This is a genomic window from Rhizorhabdus histidinilytica (assembly GCF_900167915.1).
GTDB classification, from domain to species: domain Bacteria; phylum Pseudomonadota; class Alphaproteobacteria; order Sphingomonadales; family Sphingomonadaceae; genus Rhizorhabdus; species Rhizorhabdus histidinilytica.
The window spans coordinates 125,879-145,994 of sequence record NZ_FUYM01000001.1; the positions used below are offsets into that span (position 1 = coordinate 125,879).

The following is a 20,116-nucleotide window of genomic DNA, read 5'->3' on the forward strand; positions in this document are numbered from 1 at the left end:
TCGCTGGCGGCGTCTCACGCCAAAGCGGGAGCGGAAGGCGCATGGGGACGGGATCGATCGGTCTGGGCAAGGTGGGCGCGGAGGCGTTCGCGCCGCCGGGTGTGGAGGCGCTGCCTGGTCGGGATGGCAGCGCCCGCCCCGCCGATCGATCGCAGACGCCGCGTATCGCCTTCTTCTTCAATGCCCAGCCGCATCAGCTATTGCACGGCATCACCACCGCCGAAGAACTGGCGCTGGGCTGGCGGGCGGAGGTCGACATCCTCTCCTCGACCCAGGTCAACCTCGATCTCGCCCGCGCGACGGTCCTGCCCGACAGCCGGCGGCGGCTGCATTTCGAGCAGGTCGGATCGCCGCTGGTGCGGGCGCTGTCGGCGCGGATGGGACGGATCGTCCCGCCCAAGTTGCTCACGCTGCTGGCGATCCGGCGCCGGATGAACGGCTATGATGCCATCGCCCTGCCCGAACGCACCTCGATCATGCTGCGCTCGCTGGGCGTCACCCGGCCGCGCTTCATCCATATCGATCATGGCGCGGGCGACCGGGCGGCGGGGTTCGATCCGCGCATCGCCCGGTTCGACTACGCGTTGATGGCCGGGGAGAAGCAGCGCCGCCGGATGCTCGTCGAAGGACTGGTCCGGGAGGAAGCGAGCGCGGTGGTCGGCTATCCCAAATTCGACGCCGCCGACCGGCTGCGCGACCGGAGCTGGTCGCCCTTCGCGATCGAGCGGCCGATCATCCTCTACAACCCGCATTTCTCGCCGACGCTCGGCTCGTGGCGCGATCACGGCTTCGAGCTGGTCCGGCGGATCGTCGAGGCGGATCGCTACAATCTGATCATCGCCCCGCATATCCGACTGTGCGACACGCGCGGCGGTCGGGCGGCGGCGGAGGCGGCGTTCGGCCCATTCGCGGCACTGCCCCACGTCCATGTGGACTATGGCAGCGGGCGGTCGATCGACATGACCTATACCAGCATGGCCGACATCTATCTCGGCGACGTCAGCAGCCAGGTCTACGAATTCCTCCGCCGGCCGCGTCCCTGCCTGTTCGTCAACAGCAATGGGCGGACGTGGCAGGGCGATCCCAACCACGACCATTGGCGCTTCGGCCCGGTGATCGACGGCGCCGCGCGGGTGGTGCCGGCGATCGAGCAGGCGATCGCCACCCATCGCGATTTCGCGGCGGCCCAGGCGGCGGCCTTCCGCGACACTTTCGACCTGCACGACGGCGAGCGCCATTCGCGCCGCGCGGCGGCGGCGATCGCCGGCTTCCTGGGCCTGGAAACGAGCTAGGGACTATTCGTCGGCATAGGGATCGACGTCGCTCTTGCGCAGCGTGATCGTGAAGGTCGTGCCCTTGCCGGGCGCGCTGGTGCAGTCGATCGTGCCGCCATGGCGGGCGACCACGGTGCGGACGAAGGTGAGTCCCAGGCCGACGCCCTCACGCGGCCCCTGCCGGAAGCGGGCGAAGAGGTTGGCGAGCTGATCCTCGTCCATGCCGACGCCTTCGTCGGCCACCGCGACGCGGATCAGCCCCTCGGCTTCGCTCACCGAACAGCGGATGCGCATGCCCGGATCGCTATATTTGATCGCGTTGCTGATCAGGTTGAGGATCGCGCGGGTGAGGAGCTGGCGATCCCCGTCGACAAGGTGCGGATCGTCGGTCCCCTCGACCGCCACCCTGATGGAGCGCGCCTTCGCCACCGGCCAGAGCGCGTCGGCGGCGTCGATCGTGAGGTCGTTCATGTCGAGCGGCTCGCGGTCCATAGGCTTGGCCTCGGCGCGGGCGAGCTGGACGAAGTCTTCGGCCAGGTCGAGCGTACGGTTGGCGAGGCCCTCGATCCGCGCGGCCATCGCCTTGGGGACGCCGGTCTCGGGTCCGCGCAGCAGCGCCAGGATCGCTGACTGCGGCGCGCGCATGTCGTGGCTGAGCAGTTGCAGCGCCTCCTCGCGATGGCGCTCCGCCTGCTTGAGCGCGGTGACGTCGACGATCCGGATGATCCAGCCGACCTGCGCATTGGCGGCGTCGCGCTGCGCGACATAGCGGATGTCGAAGCTGCCGCCGTCCTCGGTCGCGGTCTCGGTGCCGCCGCGTACCGGCGCGTCCGCCGCGAAGGGGGAGAAGCCGGTGCCGTCGGACGCACGGAACCGGTCGAGCAGGATGCGCAGGTCGGCGCCGACCTCGCTCGGCGCGCCGAGCCGGCGGGCGAGGCGGCGGCCCTCGGCATTGGTCAGGGCCAGCCGGCCATCGAGCCCGGTAACGAACAGCGCGTCGGGCAGCCGCCCGATCGCGTCCGACAGGAAGCGGCGAAGGTCGCGCAGCCGGTCGATCGCCTGGCCGAGCAGCCCCGCCTGCAGCGTCACCTCGCGGACGCTCAGCACCCGGTGGCGGCGCGGAAAGGCGTCGTTCTCGGCGTCGAGCTGGCGCAGCTCGCCGGTCATGTAGCTGCTGATCGCCTGCAACCGCCGCCAGCCCCAGAGCGGATAGACGAACAGCAACCCGATCAGCGCCGCGGACGGCGGCAGCCAGACATGGCCGAAGCGGAACAGCAGGAAGCTGAACAACGGCAGGGCAACGATCAGGATCAAGGCGAGATTGGCGTTGGCACGCGGCGATAGCCGCAGGAAACCCACCAGCATCGTCCACAACGCGCATAGCGCCAGCCACAATGTCCACGCCCGAGGAGCGGGGGTGATCGCTTCGCCCCGCAGCAGCGCGTCGAGGAGCTGCGCCTGGATCTCCACCCCCGCCATCTGGCCGGTCACTCCCGAGGTCGGCGTGGGATAGCTGTCGCCCATGCCGTCGGCGGTGGCACCGATCAACACATGGCGATCCCTGATGAACTCGGCCGGGACGCGCCCGGCGAGCAGGTCGACGAAGGATATGGAGCTGACATGGCCGGCGGCCCCTCCATAGGGGATCAGCACCGGGCGCGCCTGCCACAGGCCGTGCCGTGCCCGCGCCGCGGAGCCGTCGGGCTTGAGCCCCGCCATCAGCGCCGAAAGCTGGAGCCAGGACCGGCCGCCGCCGCCCTCCTCCAGATAGGCGGTGCGGATCACCCGGTCGTCCTCGAAATGCAGGTTGACCTGGGCGATGCCGGCGGCGGCGTCCTTCAGCGGACCTGCGGGCAGCGCGATGTCGTAGGGCGCGCCATCGGTGCCCGGCACGTCGATCACCATCGGCAGATAGGTCGGCGTGCGGCGCACCGCCGCGGCGAGCAGGTCGTCGTCGGCGCTCGGTTCGACGAACAGCACGTCATAGCCGATCGCACGGGGCCGCGCTTCGGCGAGCCGGTCGAGCGCCTGGGCATGGATCGCGCGGGGCCAGGGCCAGCGCCCGATCGCCTGGAGGCTGCGATTGTCGATCGCGACGATCAATATGTCATCGGGTGGCGGCCGGCCCGAGGCGGTCAGGAGATTGTCGTAGACGATATGGTCGAGCCGCTCGGTCAACCGGCCCGTCACCAGCGCGAAGATCAGCAGCGTCGCGACGATCGCGACCGCGAGCCACTCAGCGTAGAGACGTGCGGGCGGCGATGGCGAGCGGCTGGACAGTGCCATGGCCGGTCAGGCGTATCGGAAGCGGCCGGGGCTCGGCCCACAGGCGGAAGGGCGGGGGCGCCGCCCCGGTCGCGTCGGCGCTCGGTTCGGAAGCGGCCGGGGGTGATGCGCGGCGCACGCCGGGCGCGTAGATTCCCGGCAGCCCTTCGAGCCCCGAAATGGCGACCGCCGTCAGCCGGACGAAGAAGGTCGCATTGGGCGGCAGCGCGAAGCTGATGCTGGACTCCTCGGTCTGCGCTTCCTCGATGATGTGGAGGAAGGCGACGTCGGTCGCCAGCTCGACCCGATAGGCCTTCGCCCCCTCCATGCGCTCGACGACGATGCTCACGCCGGTGGCGGTCTTTTCGAGCTGGATCAGCTTGGGCGGGGGCAGTAGCGCGACCGGCGGCTCGGTGCCGGCGGGGGTGCTGATCGCGCCATAGCCCTTGGGCACGGCGACTTCCGCCGGGGCGGGGCCGGCGGCGACGCCGACCGTGCCGGCGACGACCTCGGTCAGCGCCCGCTCGCCGCTGTCGTCGACAGCGACCCGGAACTCGGTGCCGCGCACGGCGGCGACCGACAGCGGGGTCGTCACGCGGAAATTGCTCGCCGGATCCTTCATCGGGATCACGCTCGACCGCGAGCGGCCGGTTTCGAGCCGGAAATTGCGATCGAGCCCGTCGGTCAGCAGGATGCGGCGGAGCTTGTCGACATGGATGCGGCTCTGCGAAGGCAGCGCGATCGTGCTGCCGTCGGGCATGGCGATGGCGATCGAGGCATTGGCGCCGGTCTCGACCCGCATCCCCTGGCGCACCTCGCTGCCGAGCGCGGCCTGCCGTCCGTCGATCGTCGCGCTGCCCCGGAAGGAGACGACCTTGCCGGTCACCGGCTCGGTGCGCAGCAACCGGTCGGGGATCAGCAGGATCGATCCGATCGGCATGCGATAGGGATCGGCGACCTTGTTGAGCCGCTGGATCTCCCGATAATCGCCGCCGACCAGGAAATCCCTGGCGAGCGCCGACAGCGTGTCGTTCGGCCGCACCGTATAGCGGAGCATAGGCTCCGCCGCTGGTTGCGCGGCCAGCGGCGCCGCGGCCAGCAGGGCCGCGACGGGAAGGAGGAACCAGGATCGCCCCACCTGCGCCGGCATCAACTGTCTTCGGCTTCCAGCGCCTCGAGCCGGTAGCCGTAGCTGTAGACCGGGATCAGGCGGAAGCCGCGCTCGGGCCGCAGCCCCAGCTTGGCGCGGATGCGCGAGATGTGCGCGTCGAGCGTCCGGGTCGGCAGGTCGGGGTTCCGGCCCCAGACGATCTCCAGCAGGTAGGAGCGCGACAGCGGGCGGTGCATGTTGCGGAACAGCGTCGCCGCCAGCTCGAACTCCTTGGCGGTCAGGGTGACGTTCTCGCCGTCTACCGACACCATCTGCCGCGCCGGATGCAGCGTGAAGGGGCCGTAGGATTCGTTCGCCCCGATCGCCTCGCGCGGGCCGGTGCGGCGGTGGATCGCGTTGATCCGGGCGAGCAGCACCGACGGCTGGACCGGCTTGATGACGTAATCGTCGGCGCCGGCATCGAGCCCAGCGACGATGTCCTCGTCGCTGTTGCGGTTGGTCAGCAGCAGCGAGGGGACCGGCTTGTCCATATTTTCCCGCATCCACTGGATGATCTCGACCCCGCTCTTGTCGGGCATGTTCCAGTCGAGAATCACCAGGTCGAACGTGTCCTGCCGCAGCCGGGAGATCAGCGTCCGCGCATTGGGGAAGTCGTAGCAGTAATGGCCGGCTTCGATCAGCGTCTGGGTGACGAAGGCCAGCATGGCCGCCTCGTCGTCGAGGACCGCGATACGCATGCTATCGCCCGATGGTTTCGCGGTCGGATCGGTGGCCATACCCCCGACCATGCCCGTGGCCACGTTCGATGCCAAGTGCGGATAGGGCCGTTGCGCCCATGATTTGCTCCCTCCCTTTGCCCTGTGGATGGCAGACCGTTTAGCCCCAGAGTGCCGGGTGCGAATGTGAGCAACTGCAAAGTTACAATTGTTTACAACAGGATCGGGGCGGTCGGACCCTATTGTCGGAGCCGGTGGTGCCGGGCCTTTCGATGATCGGGGGTGTCGGACGGGAGGGTTGCTCCCCCGCCGTCCGGCCGGTCTGTCTTTGCCCTGTCAGGCCATTAGGATCATGGGTTCCGGCATCACCAACCGTCCCCCGGCGCGAATCGCGATCGAGCCACAGTGTCTGTCCCCGTCGTCATTCCCGTGAAGGCGGGAATGACGGACGGATGGGAGCGGCGCGCTTCGATCACATCCTAAGGATGTCAGATGAACTGGCCGATCGCGTGCAGGCCGATGCCGATCAGGCCGCCGACCAGGGTGCCGTTGACCCGGATATATTGCAGGTCGCGGCCGACCGCATTCTCGAGCTGATGGGTGACGGTGCGGGCGTCCCAGCCGCGGATCGTCTCCGACACCAGCTTGACGATGCCGTCGCCATAGTCTGCCACCAGCCCGACCGTCATCCGCCGCGCGAAGCGGTTGAAGGTCGCACGCAGGCGAGGATCGCTCTGGAGGGTGGCGCCGAGCTGCTTGAGCGCCTCGCCGACCTGCCCGCCGAGCGCGGCGTTGGGATCGCGTGCCGCATCGATAAGCCGCAGGCGTGCGCCTTGCCACAGCGTGTCGAGCCAGGCGGCGACGGCTGGGCTGTCGATCAGGTCACCCTTGATCTGGGCGACCTTCGCCCGCGTCGCGGGATCGTGCTGGAGCTTATGGGCGAGGTCCTCCATCCCCTCCTGCGCCTTGAGCCGCAGCGGGTGGTGCGGATCGGTCGCCATGTCATCGAGCAGCTTGTGGAGCCCCTCGACGATCGCGGTCGACAATTTCTCGTCGAGGCCGGTCCAGCGCATGAACTTGCCGGTCCGCGCCTGGACCATCTCGTGGATCATCCCCTCATTATGGAGGAGGATGCGGCTGGCCCAGCCGATCAATCCGTCGAGCATCTCGGCATGGCGATTCTCGACGATCGCCGCGTCGAGGGTCCGGCCGAGCAGGGGAGCAAGGTCGAACCCGCGCAGCCGGCTGGCGAGCGCGCCCTTCACCATCGCGCCGAAGCGATCGTCGCCGAGCGATTCCAGGATGGTGGCGAGCGCGCGGCCGATGCCGGCGCGGGTGCGGCCGCCCTGCGGCGGATGGGCGAGCAGCCGGCCGAGCGCGCCGGCCGCGTCGACGCGGTACATGCGGCGTGCGACCACCGACGCGGTCAGGAAGTTGACGCGCAGGAAGGCGGCCAAGCTGTCGCCGATCCGATCCTTGTTGCGCGGGATGATCGCGGTGTGCGGGATCGGCAGGCCGAGGGGATGACGGAACAGGGCGGTGACCGCGAACCAATCGGCCAGCCCGCCGACCATCGCCGCCTCGGCGAAGGCGCGCAGATAGCCCCAGCCCACCGCCGCGCCCGGCGCTTCGTGCGAGCGGGCGAGCAGGTAGAGCCCCGCCATGATGACGAGCAGCCCCGAGGCGACGACGCGCATCCCGCGCACTCCGCCCTGGGCGGGATTGAAGCGGTCGAGACCGATGGCCTGGAACAGGTTCATGCCTTCACAATGGACAGCCGGGCGGAATGTTCAACCGAAACGAACGGCGGTGTTGCCCAGCTTCCCTCCGCCATCCCGGCGAAAGCCGGAATCTCGCCGCCTTCGTGCGACGGACGCGGGAGATCCCAGCTGTCGCCGGAAGGACGAGTGGGGTGGACCGACGGTCCGAAGCGGGAGGGAACTACTCCGCCGGCTGCGCCGCCGGTCCCGACTTGTGCTCCTCGTTGTTGACGAGCAGCTTGCCGAGCCGCGGCCCGATCCACTTCTCCATATCGTCGGCCAGGGTGAAGCCCGCCGGCACGATGACGAGGGTGAGCAGGGTCGACATGGCGATGCCGCCGATCACGCAGACCGCCATCGGCGCCCGCCAGCTCGAATCGCCCGACAGGCCGATGGCGATCGGGACCATGCCCGCGATCATCGCGACCGATGTCATCACGATCGGCTGGGCGCGTTTGTGGGCGGCTTCGAGGATCGCATCGAACCGGTTGGCTCCGTGCCGCATCTCCTCGATCGCGAAGTCGACCAGCAGGATCGAGTTCTTGGCGACGATGCCAAACAGCATCAGCAGGCCGATATAGACCGGCATCGAGATCGGCATGCCGACGATGCGAAGCGCCAGCACGCCGCCCAGCGGCGCGAGCAGCAGTGATGCCATGTTCACGAAGGGCGGCAGCACGCGCTTGTAGAGCAGCACCAGCACCGCGAACACCAGCAGGATGCCGGAGACGACGGCGATCGCGAAGCCGGAGATCAGGTCGCCCTGGAACTCCTGCTCGCCGAACTTCACCTCGCGGACGCCGGCCGGCAGGTTCTTCATGATCGGGGTGGCGTAGATATATTTATAGGCGTCGCCGCTCACAGCGCCGGGCACCAGGTCGGCGCCGACGACGAGGCGGCGGACCTGGTTGTAGCGGCGGATCTTCGACGGGCCGGCGCCGAAGTTGATGTCGGCGACGACCTTCAGCGGCACGGTGCCGCCCGAGGTGGTCTGCACCGGCATGTTCTCGATGGAGGAGAGGTCGCGGCGCGACGCCTCGCTCAGCGACACCCGGATCGGGATCTGGCGGTCGCTCAGCGAGAATTTCGCCATGTTCTGCTCGATGTCGCCCAGCGTCGCGATGCGGATCGCGTTGCTCAGCGCGGCCGTGGTGACGCCGAGGTCGGCGGCGAGGTCTAGGCGCGGCTTGATGATCAGCTCGGGCCGCTGGATGTCTCCGTCGATCCGCGGATCGCGGATGATCGAGCTCTTGCGCATCTGCGCGATCAGCGCGTTGGCGCTCTGCTGGAGCTTCACGGGATCGTCGCCGGCCAGCATGATCGTCAGGTCGCGGCCGAAACCGCCCGATTGCGACACGAAGTTCACGCGGGCGTCGGGGATCTTGTTGAGCAGCGGCGCGGTCTCCCGCTCGAATTCGATGCTCGTCCGCGTCCGTTCCTTGGCAGGCTTCAGCGTGATGTAGATCGACGCGAAGCGGGTGTCGCCATTGTCGCCGATGTCGGCGAAGGCGGCGTCGACTTCGGGTTGCTGACGGAGCACGGCGATCGTCTCGTCGGCGACCTTCTGGGTGTCCTGTGCGACGCGGGCTCCGGGGGTGAGCTCGATCTTCACCTGGCTGTAGTCGACGTCGAGCGCCGGCTGGAACTGCTGCGGCGAGGTGGCGAACAGCGCGATCGTCACCAGGAAGGCGACGACGCCTATGCCGATCGTCTTCCAGCGGTTGACGAGCGACCATTTGAGCAGCGCGATATATTTGTCCATGACCGGCCCGCCGCCATGTTCCTTCACGCCCTCGGCCTTCAGGAAATAGGCGGCGATCATCGGGGTGATGAGGCGCGCGACGGCAAGGCTCATCAGCACCGCGACCGCGACGGTCAGGCCGAACTGCTCGAAGAACTGACCCGGGATGCCCGGCATGAACGACACCGGCAGGAACACGGCGACGATCGACATGGTCGTCGCGACCACCGCGAGGCCGATCTCGTCGGCGGCGTCCATCGACGCCTGATAGGCGGTCTTGCCCATCCGCATGTGGCGGACGATGTTCTCGATCTCCACGATCGCGTCGTCGACCAGGATGCCCGCGACGAGGCTGAGCGCGAGCAGGCTGATCGTGTTCAGCGTGAAGCCCATCAGGTCCATGAACCAGAAGGCCGGGATCGCCGACAGGGGGATCGCCAGCGCCGAGATCATCGTCGCGCGCCAGTCGCGCAGGAAGAAGAAGACGACGATGACGGCCAGAACCGACCCCTCGACCATCGCGTGGATCGCCGACTTGTACTGTTCCTTGGTGTAGATGACGCTGGTGTAGAGCTCCTTGAAGGTGATCTTGGGATTCTCCTTGCGGAGCTCGTCGAGCACCTTCTGGGCGGCGTCGTAGACCTTCACGTCGGACGCGCCCTTGGCCTTCTGGATGCCGATCGACAGCACCTGGCGGCCGTTCATCTTCGAGATCTGGCGCTGCTCGCCATAGGCATCGCGCACCGTGGCAATGTCGGCGAGGCGAACGGTGCGACCGTCGCCGACCGATATCTGGGTCTGGCCCAGCTCATAGGCCGAGGCAGCATTGCCGAGCACGCGCACCGACTGCTCGGCACCGGCCAGCTCGGCCCGGCCGCCGGCGGCGTTGAGGTTGACGCTGCGCAGGATGTTGTTGACCTGGCTCGCCGTCACGCCCTGCGCCTGCATGCGCGCAGGATCGAGGATGACGCGGATCTCCCGGCTGACGCCGCCGCCGCGGAACACCCCCGCCATGCCGTCGATCGCCTGGAGCCGCTTGATCACCGTGTTGTCGGTGAACCAGCTCAGCTGTTCCAGCGTCATGTCGACGCCTTCGATCGAATAATAGGCGATCGGCCCGCCCTCGACGTCGAGGCGCTGGACGGTCGGCTCGAGGATGCCCTCGGGCAGCTCGGCGCGGATCTTGGCGACCGCATCGCGCACGTCGTTGACGGCGCGGTCGACCGGGGTGCCGAGATGGAATTCGACATTCGTCCCCGACGTGCCCTCGGTGACGTAGGAGGTGATCGACTTCACATTGCCGATCGACGCTACCGCGGCTTCGACCCGACGGGTGATCTGGGTCTCCATTTCGGTCGGCGCCGCGCCGGGCTGGGTGATCTGGACCTCGGCCGCCGGAAAGCTGATGTCCGGCATCTGGTTGATGTCCATCCGCGCGAAGCTGATCAGCCCGGCGAGGGTGAGGGCGGCGAACAGGACGATCGGCGGGATCGGGTTCCTGATCGCCCAGGCGGAGATGTTACGCATGCCGGAAGGCTCCGATCGGTCAGCGCGCGAGGGCGTCGGGCTTGGCGAGCTGCGGCGTCACCTTGTCGCCGGGGTTCAGGAAGGCGCCGGCCGACAGCACCACCTTCTCGTCGCCGCGCAGGCCCGAGAGGATGACGACGCCCGCGTCGGAGATGTCGCCGACCTTCACGTCGTGGCGGATCACCTTGCCGTCCTTGCCGACGCTGTAGACGAACGAGCCCTTGTCGTCGCTCTGCACTGCGGATTCGGGCAGGCGCGGCGCGGTGACGCGGCCGCTGGTGATCGTCGCCGTGGCGAAGCCGCCCGGGCGCAGCGCCGGATCATAGGCAAGCTGGATGCGGGCGACGCCCTGGCGGGTCTGCGGATCGATCACCGGAGAGAGTTGCCAGATCGTGCCGGTGAAGGTCTTGCGGGTGCCGATCGGCGTCACCTGCGCCGTATCGCCGACCTTGAGGCGGGCGAGGTCGCGCTCGACGAGCTGGGCGCGGATCTCCATCTCGCCGCCCTTGGCCACGCGGAACAGCGCGCCGTTGCTCGAATTGACGACCTGGCCGGGCTCGACCGCGCGGGTCAGCACCAGGCCGGCGGCGGGCGAGCGGATGCTGAGGCGGCCGATCTGGGCGCGCTGCTCGCCAAGCTGGGCCTGCGCGACCGCAACCCGCGCGACGGCGGCGTCGCGCGTCGCGGTGCGGCGGTCGATGTCCGCCTTGGAGATGAAGCCGCGCGCGACCAGCGCCTTGGCACGGTCGAGCTCGGCCTGGGCGAGCTCAGCATCGGCGCGGGCGACGCGGACCGAGGCGGCGAGCGAATTGGCCTGCTGTGCCTGGACCGAACGTTCGATCACCGCCAGCGTCTGGCCGGCCGCGACCCAGGTGCCGGGCTCGACCAGCACGGCCTGCACCATCCCGCCCTCACCGGCGATGCCGACCGGCATCTCGCGCTTGGCGAACAGCGTGCCGGTTGACGTGATCGTCGCGGCGACGTCGGTGCGGCCGGGAATGATCACCGTGACTCCGGGCGCGGGCGGAGCGGGCGGGGCCGCCTTTTTGCCGCCGAAGATCATGACCCCCGCGACGACCGCGACGATCACGGCGACGATCACCCCGCCGACGATGATCCGGCGGCGGCGGCGCGCCTGGCCGTCGTCATAGTCATAGGCCGCATAATCGGTCTGGATGCCGGATTCGACGTTCATCCCCATAGCTTTCCATTGTCGGCCCGGCGCGGGGCCTGCTGTCTGTTGGAGCTGTATTATCTCAATATGTCACCTCGCTCAAGAGGAGCGATGCCGGCACAGGATCCCGATGGCGACCGGGATCATTTCGTGGCCGTAAGGCGTTCATGCCCCGTGCAGCGAGGATCGTTATGTCGCGTCTAGCAGCCGCGATCGTCGCGGCCAAGCAGGAGCGCAACCGAAATGGGACATGAATTGCTGAAGATCGGTCTGGCCATGCCGGCCGCCCTGGCGCTGATCGCGCCGGCCGCGGCACAGGAGGCGGCGGCGACCGTTCCGCAGGCGATCAGCGGCACGCGGCTGGACATCGTCGCGAGCGGGGAGGTCAGCGCGGTACCCGACATCGCGACGGTGGGGGCAGGCGTCGTCACCCAGGCACCGACCGCTGCCGCGGCGATGAGCGAGAATGCCAGCCGGACCGCGGCGACCGTCGCCGCGATCCGCAAGGCCGGCGTCGCCGATCGCGATATCCAGACAACCGCGATCTCGCTGAGCCCGCAATATCGCTATGCCGACAACCAGCCGCCGGTGATCACCGGCTATCAGGCATCGAGCCGGGTAAGCGTACGGTTCCGCGACATCAAGAAGGCTGGGCCGATCCTCGATTCGCTGGTCGCGGCAGGCGCCAACCAGATCGACGGCCCGGCCCTGTCGATCGACAAGCCCGAGCCGCTGCTCGATCAGGCGCGCCAGAAGGCGGTCGCCGAGGCGCGGGCCCGCGCCGATCTCTATGCGCGCGCCGCCGGTCTGTCGGTGAAGCGCATCGTCGCGATCAGCGAAGGCAGCTTCGAACCGCCGATGATGCCGCGCCCCGCGCCGATGATGATGGTAGCCCGCGGCAAGGAAGCCGCCGACACCTCGATCGAGGCGGGCGAGCAGAAGCTGTCGATCAGCCTGTCGGTGACGTTCGAGCTGAACTGACGGCGGGGCTTTAATCTGAGCCGTTCATCCTGAGGAGGGACTGAGCATCGGCGAAGGCCCGTCTCGAAGGACCACTCCTTCGAGGCGCCATTTCGCCTTCGCTCAAGGGCTCCTCAGGATGAGCGGTGGTAGCTGCGTCAAATGAAACGCTCGATATTCTAGACCTTGATTCACGCCATCGGCGGAAGCGCAAAGCGCTTCTCCTCAGATGATCAGGCTCTAGCGCGGGGGGCCTGCCTTCCAGCCGGTCCTGGGCGGCGCCTTGGTCGGCCGGAACCCGCTGTGCCTGGGCATGGCGGGCGGTTTCGGCCGGCGCCGGATCAACTCCTTCACGACGACGGTCAGGAGGAAGGCCACGAAAAGGCCCGCGAGCAGCATCCTGATGTGCGAACTGTCCATGGCGCCCGTCTCCCACAACGGCTTGACCATAGCTGCGCGGACCCAATCGCCGCGCGGCGGTCCCACACGATGATCATAGACCGTTTCGGCTCGCGCGCATAGGCGCCGCCGTTCGGGAGATCAGCCGCCGTTCGCGTCGTCCCGCGCGAAGGGGCGCAGCCGGATGCGGGTGCGGTGGTCGTCGCCGGCGATCCCCGATCCTTCCAGATTATGACCGCGATAATAATGCTTCTGCCATTTCTGGGCGGCGGCCTCGGTCTCGGGCGTGTGCAGCGTCGCCAGAAAATTGGCGCGGCTGGCGGTCCAGGCCTCGAATTCGGCCTGGAGCTCGGGATTGGTCTCGATCGAACGGAATTCGGGCTCGATCCGCTCAAGCTCGCCGCGCTTCGTCGGGAAGACGTGGCAGAAGGGCTCGCCCGCCTCGAAGCGGATCACCGTGTTGGGGCGAGTGAACTGCCAGTTCATCGTGAAGGTGAAGGGGGTCCAGTCGGTCTCGACGACGCCGGTCAGCGGAGCGATCGCGTCCTTGGGCCGGTTGATCGGGCCCTGGATCATCAGGTCGTAGCCCGGATCCGTCCGGAACACAGCCGAAACGTGGAAGGTCATGATGCCATAGCCGAAATGGCTGATCGCGGGTTTCTGGCCCTCCTGATCGGGGGTGATGGTGATCGCGTCGATCGCAAGCTGGCCGTTCCAGTAGGCCGAGAAGCCCGAGGTGCAGAGGATTTCCCAGCCATGCGCATTGGCGATCGTCAGCGGCAGGCAGCGATAGGCGTAGCGCTGGTCGGTGGCATCCATCCAGTCGCGTTCGTGCGGCGCCGGCCTGATATCGAGCGGCTGCCGGGGCAGCCCATAGGCGATCAGCTTGGCACGGTCGGACATGGAATGCTCGGAACCCCCCGGGACGAAGATGTCCGAATGTCTAGAGCCTGATCGTCTGAGGTGGAAGCGTTTCTCTCTCTACCGATGGCATGAATCGAATGGCCAGAGTCCGGAGTATGGCAAGGAAAGAGCCGCCGGACCGTGCCCGGCGGCTCCCGATGGTCTTTTCACGGATCGCTGCGGTCAGCGCACCGTGCCGCGCCGGACGAGGTTGACGATCGCGAGCAGGACCACCGCGCCCAGGAAGGCGCTGATCCAACCGTAGATGCCGCCGCCGCCCAGCGACGGGCCGAACAGCACGCCGCCGATGAACGAGCCGATGATGCCGACGACGATGTTGAGGATGATGCCCTGCTGCGCGTCGGTGCGCATCAGGATGCTCGCCAGCCAGCCGATGATGCCGCCGACGATAAGGAAAATGATCAGGTTCATCGCGTCCTCCTGTCCACTGCCGGTTATGGCCGTAATCTAACCGCTCTGGAGACTACGTTCGAGTCCTGCGCTGGTTCCTTTCCGATCCGTTCCGATGCCTGTCTTCGTCGCATTTCACGCGACGCGAAAAGGCCCGCCCCTGGCAAGGGACGGGCCGGCCGGCCGTGGTAAGGACACGGTCGGTAAACGGTCAGTATTTCTGCTGACGCTCGTAGAGCGACTTGTAGTGCTGGATGCGGGTGACGCGCAGGCCGGGCATGCCCGAACGCTCGACCGCGCGTTGCCAGCTGGCGAATTCCTCGATGCTGAGGTCGTAGCGCTCGCAGACCTCGTCCACGGTCAGCAGGCCGCCATTGACCGCCGCGACCACCTCCGCCTTGCGGCGGACCACCCAGCGGGTCGTGCCCTTGGGCGGAAGGCTGTCGAGGGTCAGCGGCTCGCCGAGGGGGCCGATGACCTGATGCGGGCGGATCTTCTGATTCTCAAGCATGCGATACCTCGAACATGGTCGGACGACCGGACTGCGTTTCGGGGAGGCTGGCTATCCGCCCGGCCTTCAAGGAAGCTTTGCGGTGAAGGGTAAACCGGGAGGTCACCATCTTTACGACCGGGGATTGAACAGCGCGGCGGCGGCGGCGTGGAAGCTGCCATGCGCCTGGCTCCCCGTCGGTACCGGCTGACCCGGCCCTGAGAGCAGGACGGCGACGGCTGGCCGGCTGGCATGATCGGAAGGCTCGCCGGGCCACTCGCCGTCGCGCGCGAGCCGCGCGGTCGGCGTCTCCGCCTGATGGCGGGCGAGCAGGGTGCGGAGCGTGGCGAAATCGAGCGGCGCATCGGCCGGCTCGGCGCCGTCGACCCGGAATTTGTTGATGTCGATTTTCATCGCGTGCCCCGCTGCTGTCCGTGTCAGCACAAGAAACGGCTTCGCGGGACAAATCTTTAGGGAAAAATCGCGTAATTTTGCGGGCGTCGGCGCGACCTGCTATGGGCGCCCCGATGAACCCGGAATTCCAGCTCGAAGGCCGCCAGGCAGGCTCGCTCGCCGGCGCCCGCATCGTCGTCGCGATGTCGGGCGGCGTCGACAGTTCGGTGGTCGCCGCGCTCGCCGCCGCGAGCGGCGCCGAGACCATCGGCGTGACCCTGCAGCTCTACGATCATGGTGCCGCCGTCGGCCGCACCGGAAGCTGCTGTGCAGGGCAGGACATCCGCGATGCGCGCGCTGTCGCCGACAAGCTCGGCATCGCCCATTATGTATTTGATTACGAAAGCCGTTTCCGGGATTCGGTGATCGCCGACTTTGCCGACGAATATGCCGCCGGGCGAACCCCGATCCCTTGCGTCCGCTGCAACCAGGGGGTGAAGTTCACCGACCTGTTCGGCATCGCCCGCGACCTCGGCGCCGACTGCCTGGCGACCGGTCATTATGTCCGCCGCGTGGTGGGGGAGGGCGGCCGCGCCGAGCTGCACCGCGCCGCCGATCCGGCGAGGGACCAGAGCTATTTCCTGTTCGCCACCACGCGCGACCAGCTCGACTATCTGCGCTTCCCGCTGGGCGCGATGCCCAAGCCGCGCGTCCGCGAGATCGCGGCGGAACTCGGGCTGGGGGTCGCGGCCAAGCCCGACAGCCAGGACATCTGTTTCGTTCCCGATGGCGACTATGCGAGCATCGTCAAGCGCTTGCGCCCCGAAGCTGCGGAGGAGGGCGAGATCGTCGGCCTCGACGGCCGGGTGCTCGGCCGGCATCGGGGGCTGATCCATTTCACCGTCGGCCAGCGCCGCGGGATCGAGATCGGCGGAAGCCCCGAGCCGCTCTACGTCGTCCGGCTGGAGCCGGAGACCAAGCGCCTCGTCGTCGGCCCGCGCCGCGCGCTCGCCGTGTCGGCGGCGCTGCTCGACGACGTCAACTGGATCGGCGAAGGATATGAGGGGCCGGTGACCGCCAAGGTCCGCTCGCTCGCCAAGCCGGTTCCGGCCCGGTTCGAGGACGGTGCCGTCCGCTTCGACCAGCCCGAATATGGCGTCGCCCCCGGACAGGCGGCCGTGCTCTACGCGGGCGACCGCGTGCTCGGCGGCGGCTGGATCCGCGCGACCGTCCCGGCCGAGCTTGCCGTAGCGGCCTGAACGCCGCCTAGGACAGCGTGAACACCCCCTCGATCACCGTCACGCACGATCCGCCGAGCAGCACCCGGTCGCCGTCGAGATGGACGTCGATATGGCCGCCCCGCGCCGACGCCTGGAAGGCGGTGAAGCGATCGCGGCCGAGTTGCTTCGCCCAATAGGTGGCGAGCAGGCAATGCGCCGATCCGGTGACGGGGTCCTCGTCGATCGCGGCGCCCGGCGCGAAGACGCGACTGACGATGTCGGTCTCTACGCCCGGCGCGGTGGCGATGAACAAGATGTCGCCCAACGGCCGCATCGCCCGGAAATCGGGCTCCAGCGCGGTCACTTCCTCGGCGCTGCCGTAGCGGAACAGCGCATAGCCGCCGTCGCGCCACCAGGTCTCGACCGGCGCCCCGCCGAGCAGCGCGGCATGATCGGGCAGGGGCTTCGGCGCCATCTCCCAGGCGGGCAGGGCGAGGCGATAGCGGTCGCCGTCGCGCGCCACCTCCAGCGGGCCGGCCCGGCGGGTCATGAAACGGACCCGCTGGCTGGCCGGGTTGCGCGACAGCAGGACGTGGCCGGTCGCCAGCGTCGCATGGCCGCACAGCGCGACCTCGACCGCCGGGGTGAACCAGCGCAGCTCGAAATCGGCCTCGTCGCCCGCCCAGGGGACGATGAAGGCGGTCTCGGCCAGGTTGTTCTCGGCCGCGATCGCCTGGAGGGTCGCGTCGTCGAGCCAGGCTTCGAGCGGCATCACCGCCGCAGGGTTGCCGGTGAAGGGGCGGCCGGCAAAGGCGTCGACCTGTTGGAATGGAATCTTCACGGATGGTTCTCCTCGCCGGGATCCAGATGCCCTTCGGGCTCGGGATGGATGGTGATGTCGACGCCGGGAAAGGCGACGCGCAGCTTCGCCTCGACCTCGTCCATCACGCGGTGCGCCTCGCCCAGCGACATGGCCGGGTCGACCCAGACGTGGAACTGGACGAAGTCGTCGCCGCCGGCGGTGCGCGTCTTCATGTTATGGATGCCGCGCAGCTCGGGATGGCGGCTGGCGACCTCGACGAAGGCGCGGCGCCGCGCCTCGGGCCATTCCCGGTCCATCAGCTGGTCGATCGCGGCGCGCGAAGCGCGATAGGCGCCGTGGAGCAGCCACAGGCCGATGCCGATCCCCGCGACGGCGTCGGCGCCGCGTACCCCGGCCGCGCTTTCCGCCAGCAGCGCGGCGATCACCGCGACGTTGAGCAGCAGGTCGCTCTGGTAATGCACCTTGTCGGTGCCGATCGCGAGCGACCCCGTCTGTCGGATCACGCGGCGCTGATAGGCGACCAGTGCCAGCGTCAGCACCAGCGCGATCAGCGACACGGCGATGCCGGCCTCCGCTTTGGTTGGGACCGCGTCGGCGATCAGCCGTTCGGCCGAATGGACGACGATCCAGAAGGCTGAGATGCTGATCAGCACGACCTGGAAGAAGGCGGCGATCGCCTCCGCCTTGCCATGGCCGAAGCGGTGGTGGCGGTCGGCGGGGGTCGCCGCCAGCCGCACGCCCCACAGCGTGACGAGCGAAGCGATCAGGTCGAGCGTGCTGTCGGTGAGCGAACCGAGCATCGCCGCCGATCCCGTCGTCCAGCTTGCATGGCCCTTCAGCGCGATCAGGCTCAACGCCACCGCGACCGAGGCCAGGCCCGCCCGGACGGTCGGGGCCATCGTCATGGGTAGAGCAGGCCCTCGCTCCAGCCGTCGCCGTTGCGCGTAAACAGCCGGCGTTCGTGCAGGCGATGGGCGCGGTCCTGCCAGAACTCGATCCGCTCCGGCGCGACGCGGAAGCCCGACCAGTGTGGCGGCCGGGGGACGGGGCCACCCTCGAAGCGACGGACCATCTCCGCATAGCGCGCCTCGAATGTCGCGCGGCTGTCGAGCGGGCGCGACTGGTCGGAGGCCCAGGCGCCGATCTGCGAATCGCGGTGGCGGGTCGCGAAATAGGCGTCGCCTTCCTCCGGGCTCACCTTCGACACGGGCCCCTCGATACGGACCTGGCGGCGCAACGACTTCCAATGGAAGAGGAGCGCGGCCCGGCCCGTCTCCAGCAACTGGGTCGCCTTGCGGCTCTCATAATTGGTGTAGAAGACGAAGCCGCGCGCATCATGGCCCTTGAGCAGCACCATCCGCACCGAAGGCTGCCCGTCGGCGCCGACCGTGGCGACCGCCATGGCCTCGGGATCATTGGGTTCGGACGCCTTCGCCTCGGCGAACCAGCTTTGGAACAGGCTGTGGGGATCGGTGGGATCGATGGTCAATGGGGCCTCGCTCATATCACAGCCTCGGCGGCCTCGGTTCGGCCGCTGTCCAGCGCCTTGGCGATCCGGTCGAGCGCGCTGTCCAGCTCGGCCCGGTCCACCGTGGCGCCAAGGCATAGGCGCACGCCCGAGATCAGGGAAGGATCGATCACCGGGGCGGAGGGCGGGGTCAGCTTGACGCCCGCGCGCAGCGCCCGTGCCGCCACCCGCTCGGCCTCGAGCTCGGGCATCGGCAGCCAGAGATGCGGGCAGCGCGGATCGGCCGGCGGGCTGGCGGCGCCGCCGAGCCGCTCGATCGCCAGCCGGCCGCGCGCCAGCATCTCGGCCTGCGTCTCGGCGACGATCTCGTCGGCCGAGCCATCCTCGATCCAGTGGCAGGCGACGGTCGGCCCCATCGTCGCCGGCGCATAGATCCGCGCCCGGATCAACCGCAGGATCTGCTCGAAATGATCGTCGTCGGGCGCGATCAGGAAGCCGGTGCGCAGGCCCGGACCGAACACCTTCGACGTGCCATGGATGTAGAAGCAACGCTCGGGCGCATGCGCGGCAAGCGGGGCGGGGGCGTTGCCGGTCGCGTAGATCGAATAGAGGTCGTCCTCGACGATCCACAGGTCGCGGCGCCGGGCGATGGCGGCGATGTCGCGACGGCGCTGCTCGCTCATGATCCGGCCGGTCGGGTTCTGGAGGGTGGGAAGGGTGTAGAGCACCCGTGCTCCGGCCGCCGCGGCGCGATCGAGCGCGTCGGGCAGCAGGCCGTCCTCGTCCATCGCCAGGCCGATCGTGGTCTGGCCACCGGCCTGGGCGATCGAGCGGACGCCGAAATAGGATGCCGCCTCTGTCATGATCGCGTCGCCGGGCCGGCACAATATGTCGAAGGCGAGGGTCATCGCCTGCTGCGCGCCGGTGGTGACGATCAGGCGGCCGGCCCGCGCGTCGGGAAAGGCGCCGATCCGGCGGAGCCAGCTCGCCGCCGTCCGGCGATGCGCCTCGAGCCCGGCGGGTGGCGCATAGTCGAGCAGCTGGCCGAGGTCGTGACGCCGGGCGAGGCGGGCGAGCGTCGCCGGCAGGCGCCGTTGCGCGGAGCCGAGCGGGGGGACGTTGCGGCTGAGGTCGACGACGCCGTCGCCACGATCCGGCCGGGCGACAGCGTCGGCGACGAAGCTGCCGCGTCCCACCGTCGCGGTAAGCAGCCCCTGCCGCGCCGCTTCGCCATAGACCGAGGTCACCGTTCCGATGCCGATGCCCAGCCGATGCGCCAGGTCGCGGTGCGGGGGCAGGCGTGTGCCGGGCGACAGCCGCCCCTCCTCGATGTCGCGGCGCAGGGCGGACAGCAATCGACCCGAGACCGTGTCGGCATCATCCTGCAGCGTGGGGATCCAGCTCATATGCGCCTTTTAATGTCATAGTGACAATATGCTCTTTGACTCGTGATACAATAGGCGGCAATTGCCCGCTGTCAA

The 20,116-nt window shown here is 68.6% G+C and carries 18 protein-coding genes; 3 read left to right on the forward strand and 15 right to left on the reverse strand.

Features of this window, described 5'->3' with window-relative positions; all coding sequences use genetic code 11:
- Window positions 1-41 precede the first annotated feature (41 nt).
- Window positions 42-1,292: a hypothetical protein gene (locus B5X82_RS00610; RefSeq protein ID WP_079646110.1), complete on the forward strand. Its 1,251-nt coding sequence runs from the start codon at window positions 42-44 to the stop codon at window positions 1,290-1,292.
- Between the two features lie 3 nt (window positions 1,293-1,295).
- Here B5X82_RS00610 and B5X82_RS00615 read toward each other — a convergent pair whose 3' ends face one another.
- The 6 genes from B5X82_RS00615 to B5X82_RS00640 all read right to left on the reverse strand — a co-directional run bounded on the left by B5X82_RS00615 (window position 1,296) and on the right by B5X82_RS00640 (window position 11,589).
- The gene (locus B5X82_RS00615; RefSeq protein WP_079646111.1) at window positions 1,296-3,560 is read right to left on the reverse strand and encodes a CHASE2 domain-containing protein; all 2,265 of its coding nucleotides are present in this window, start codon (window positions 3,558-3,560) and stop codon (window positions 1,296-1,298) included.
- Window positions 3,511-4,689, reverse strand: coding sequence for a FecR domain-containing protein (locus B5X82_RS00620; RefSeq protein ID WP_079646112.1), 1,179 nt, complete (start codon window positions 4,687-4,689; stop codon window positions 3,511-3,513). The genes B5X82_RS00615 and B5X82_RS00620 overlap by 50 nt, the downstream gene beginning before the upstream one ends.
- The gene (locus B5X82_RS00625; protein ID WP_176152424.1) at window positions 4,689-5,387 is read right to left on the reverse strand and encodes a response regulator transcription factor; all 699 of its coding nucleotides are present in this window, start codon (window positions 5,385-5,387) and stop codon (window positions 4,689-4,691) included. Before B5X82_RS00625 ends, B5X82_RS00620 begins: the two co-directional genes overlap by 1 nt.
- A gap of 467 nt (window positions 5,388-5,854) precedes the next feature.
- A complete protein-coding gene (locus B5X82_RS00630) occupies window positions 5,855-7,126 on the reverse strand; it encodes a DUF445 domain-containing protein (protein ID WP_079646114.1) in 1,272 nt (423 codons plus the stop codon).
- Between the two features lie 181 nt (window positions 7,127-7,307).
- Entirely contained in the window at window positions 7,308-10,394 is a 3,087-nt protein-coding gene (locus B5X82_RS00635) for an efflux RND transporter permease subunit (RefSeq protein WP_079646115.1), read from the reverse strand.
- A 19-nt stretch (window positions 10,395-10,413) separates the two neighbouring features.
- Entirely contained in the window at window positions 10,414-11,589 is a 1,176-nt protein-coding gene (locus B5X82_RS00640) for an efflux RND transporter periplasmic adaptor subunit (RefSeq protein WP_176152425.1), read from the reverse strand.
- Between the two features lie 222 nt (window positions 11,590-11,811).
- On the opposite strand from B5X82_RS00640, the gene B5X82_RS00645 reads away from it, so the two are divergent.
- Entirely contained in the window at window positions 11,812-12,549 is a 738-nt protein-coding gene (locus tag B5X82_RS00645; protein ID WP_079646117.1) for an SIMPL domain-containing protein, read from the forward strand.
- 219 nt (window positions 12,550-12,768) lie between these two features.
- Here the strand turns inward: B5X82_RS00645 and B5X82_RS00650 are convergent, their stop codons facing one another.
- From B5X82_RS00650 to B5X82_RS00670, 5 genes are all read right to left on the reverse strand, one after another.
- Window positions 12,769-12,948 carry a hypothetical protein gene (locus tag B5X82_RS00650; protein WP_139385003.1) on the reverse strand — a complete coding sequence of 60 codons (180 nt, stop codon included), beginning with the start codon at window positions 12,946-12,948 and terminating at the stop codon, window positions 12,769-12,771.
- A gap of 120 nt (window positions 12,949-13,068) precedes the next feature.
- A complete protein-coding gene (locus tag B5X82_RS00655) occupies window positions 13,069-13,830 on the reverse strand; it encodes a DUF6065 family protein (RefSeq protein WP_079646119.1) in 762 nt (253 codons plus the stop codon).
- Window positions 13,831-14,013: 183 nt separating this feature from the next.
- Window positions 14,014-14,262, reverse strand: coding sequence for a GlsB/YeaQ/YmgE family stress response membrane protein (locus B5X82_RS00660; RefSeq protein WP_079646120.1), 249 nt, complete (start codon window positions 14,260-14,262; stop codon window positions 14,014-14,016).
- 190 nt (window positions 14,263-14,452) lie between these two features.
- Entirely contained in the window at window positions 14,453-14,752 is a 300-nt protein-coding gene (gene sciP, locus B5X82_RS00665; protein ID WP_079646121.1) for a CtrA inhibitor SciP, read from the reverse strand.
- Window positions 14,753-14,863: 111 nt separating this feature from the next.
- Complete coding sequence (locus tag B5X82_RS00670; protein WP_079646122.1) at window positions 14,864-15,145, reverse strand: hypothetical protein; 282 nt, start codon at window positions 15,143-15,145, stop codon at window positions 14,864-14,866.
- A gap of 113 nt (window positions 15,146-15,258) precedes the next feature.
- Here B5X82_RS00670 and mnmA point away from each other — a divergent pair, with 113 nt between their 5' ends.
- The gene (gene mnmA / locus B5X82_RS00675) at window positions 15,259-16,383 is read left to right on the forward strand and encodes a tRNA 2-thiouridine(34) synthase MnmA (protein WP_079646677.1); all 1,125 of its coding nucleotides are present in this window, start codon (window positions 15,259-15,261) and stop codon (window positions 16,381-16,383) included.
- A gap of 7 nt (window positions 16,384-16,390) precedes the next feature.
- Here mnmA and B5X82_RS00680 read toward each other — a convergent pair whose 3' ends face one another.
- Genes B5X82_RS00680 through B5X82_RS00695 form a run of 4 tightly spaced genes read right to left on the reverse strand, consistent with a single transcriptional unit; the run spans window position 16,391 to window position 20,041 of the window.
- Window positions 16,391-17,185 carry a PhzF family phenazine biosynthesis protein gene (locus B5X82_RS00680; RefSeq protein WP_079646123.1) on the reverse strand — a complete coding sequence of 265 codons (795 nt, stop codon included), beginning with the start codon at window positions 17,183-17,185 and terminating at the stop codon, window positions 16,391-16,393.
- The gene (locus B5X82_RS00685; protein WP_079646124.1) at window positions 17,182-18,072 is read right to left on the reverse strand and encodes a cation diffusion facilitator family transporter; all 891 of its coding nucleotides are present in this window, start codon (window positions 18,070-18,072) and stop codon (window positions 17,182-17,184) included. The genes B5X82_RS00680 and B5X82_RS00685 overlap by 4 nt, the downstream gene beginning before the upstream one ends.
- The gene (gene pdxH / locus B5X82_RS00690; RefSeq protein WP_079646125.1) at window positions 18,069-18,671 is read right to left on the reverse strand and encodes a pyridoxamine 5'-phosphate oxidase; all 603 of its coding nucleotides are present in this window, start codon (window positions 18,669-18,671) and stop codon (window positions 18,069-18,071) included. The genes B5X82_RS00685 and pdxH overlap by 4 nt, the downstream gene beginning before the upstream one ends.
- Entirely contained in the window at window positions 18,668-20,041 is a 1,374-nt protein-coding gene (locus B5X82_RS00695) for an aminotransferase-like domain-containing protein (RefSeq protein ID WP_079646126.1), read from the reverse strand. Before B5X82_RS00695 ends, pdxH begins: the two co-directional genes overlap by 4 nt.
- Window positions 20,042-20,116 lie beyond the last annotated feature (75 nt).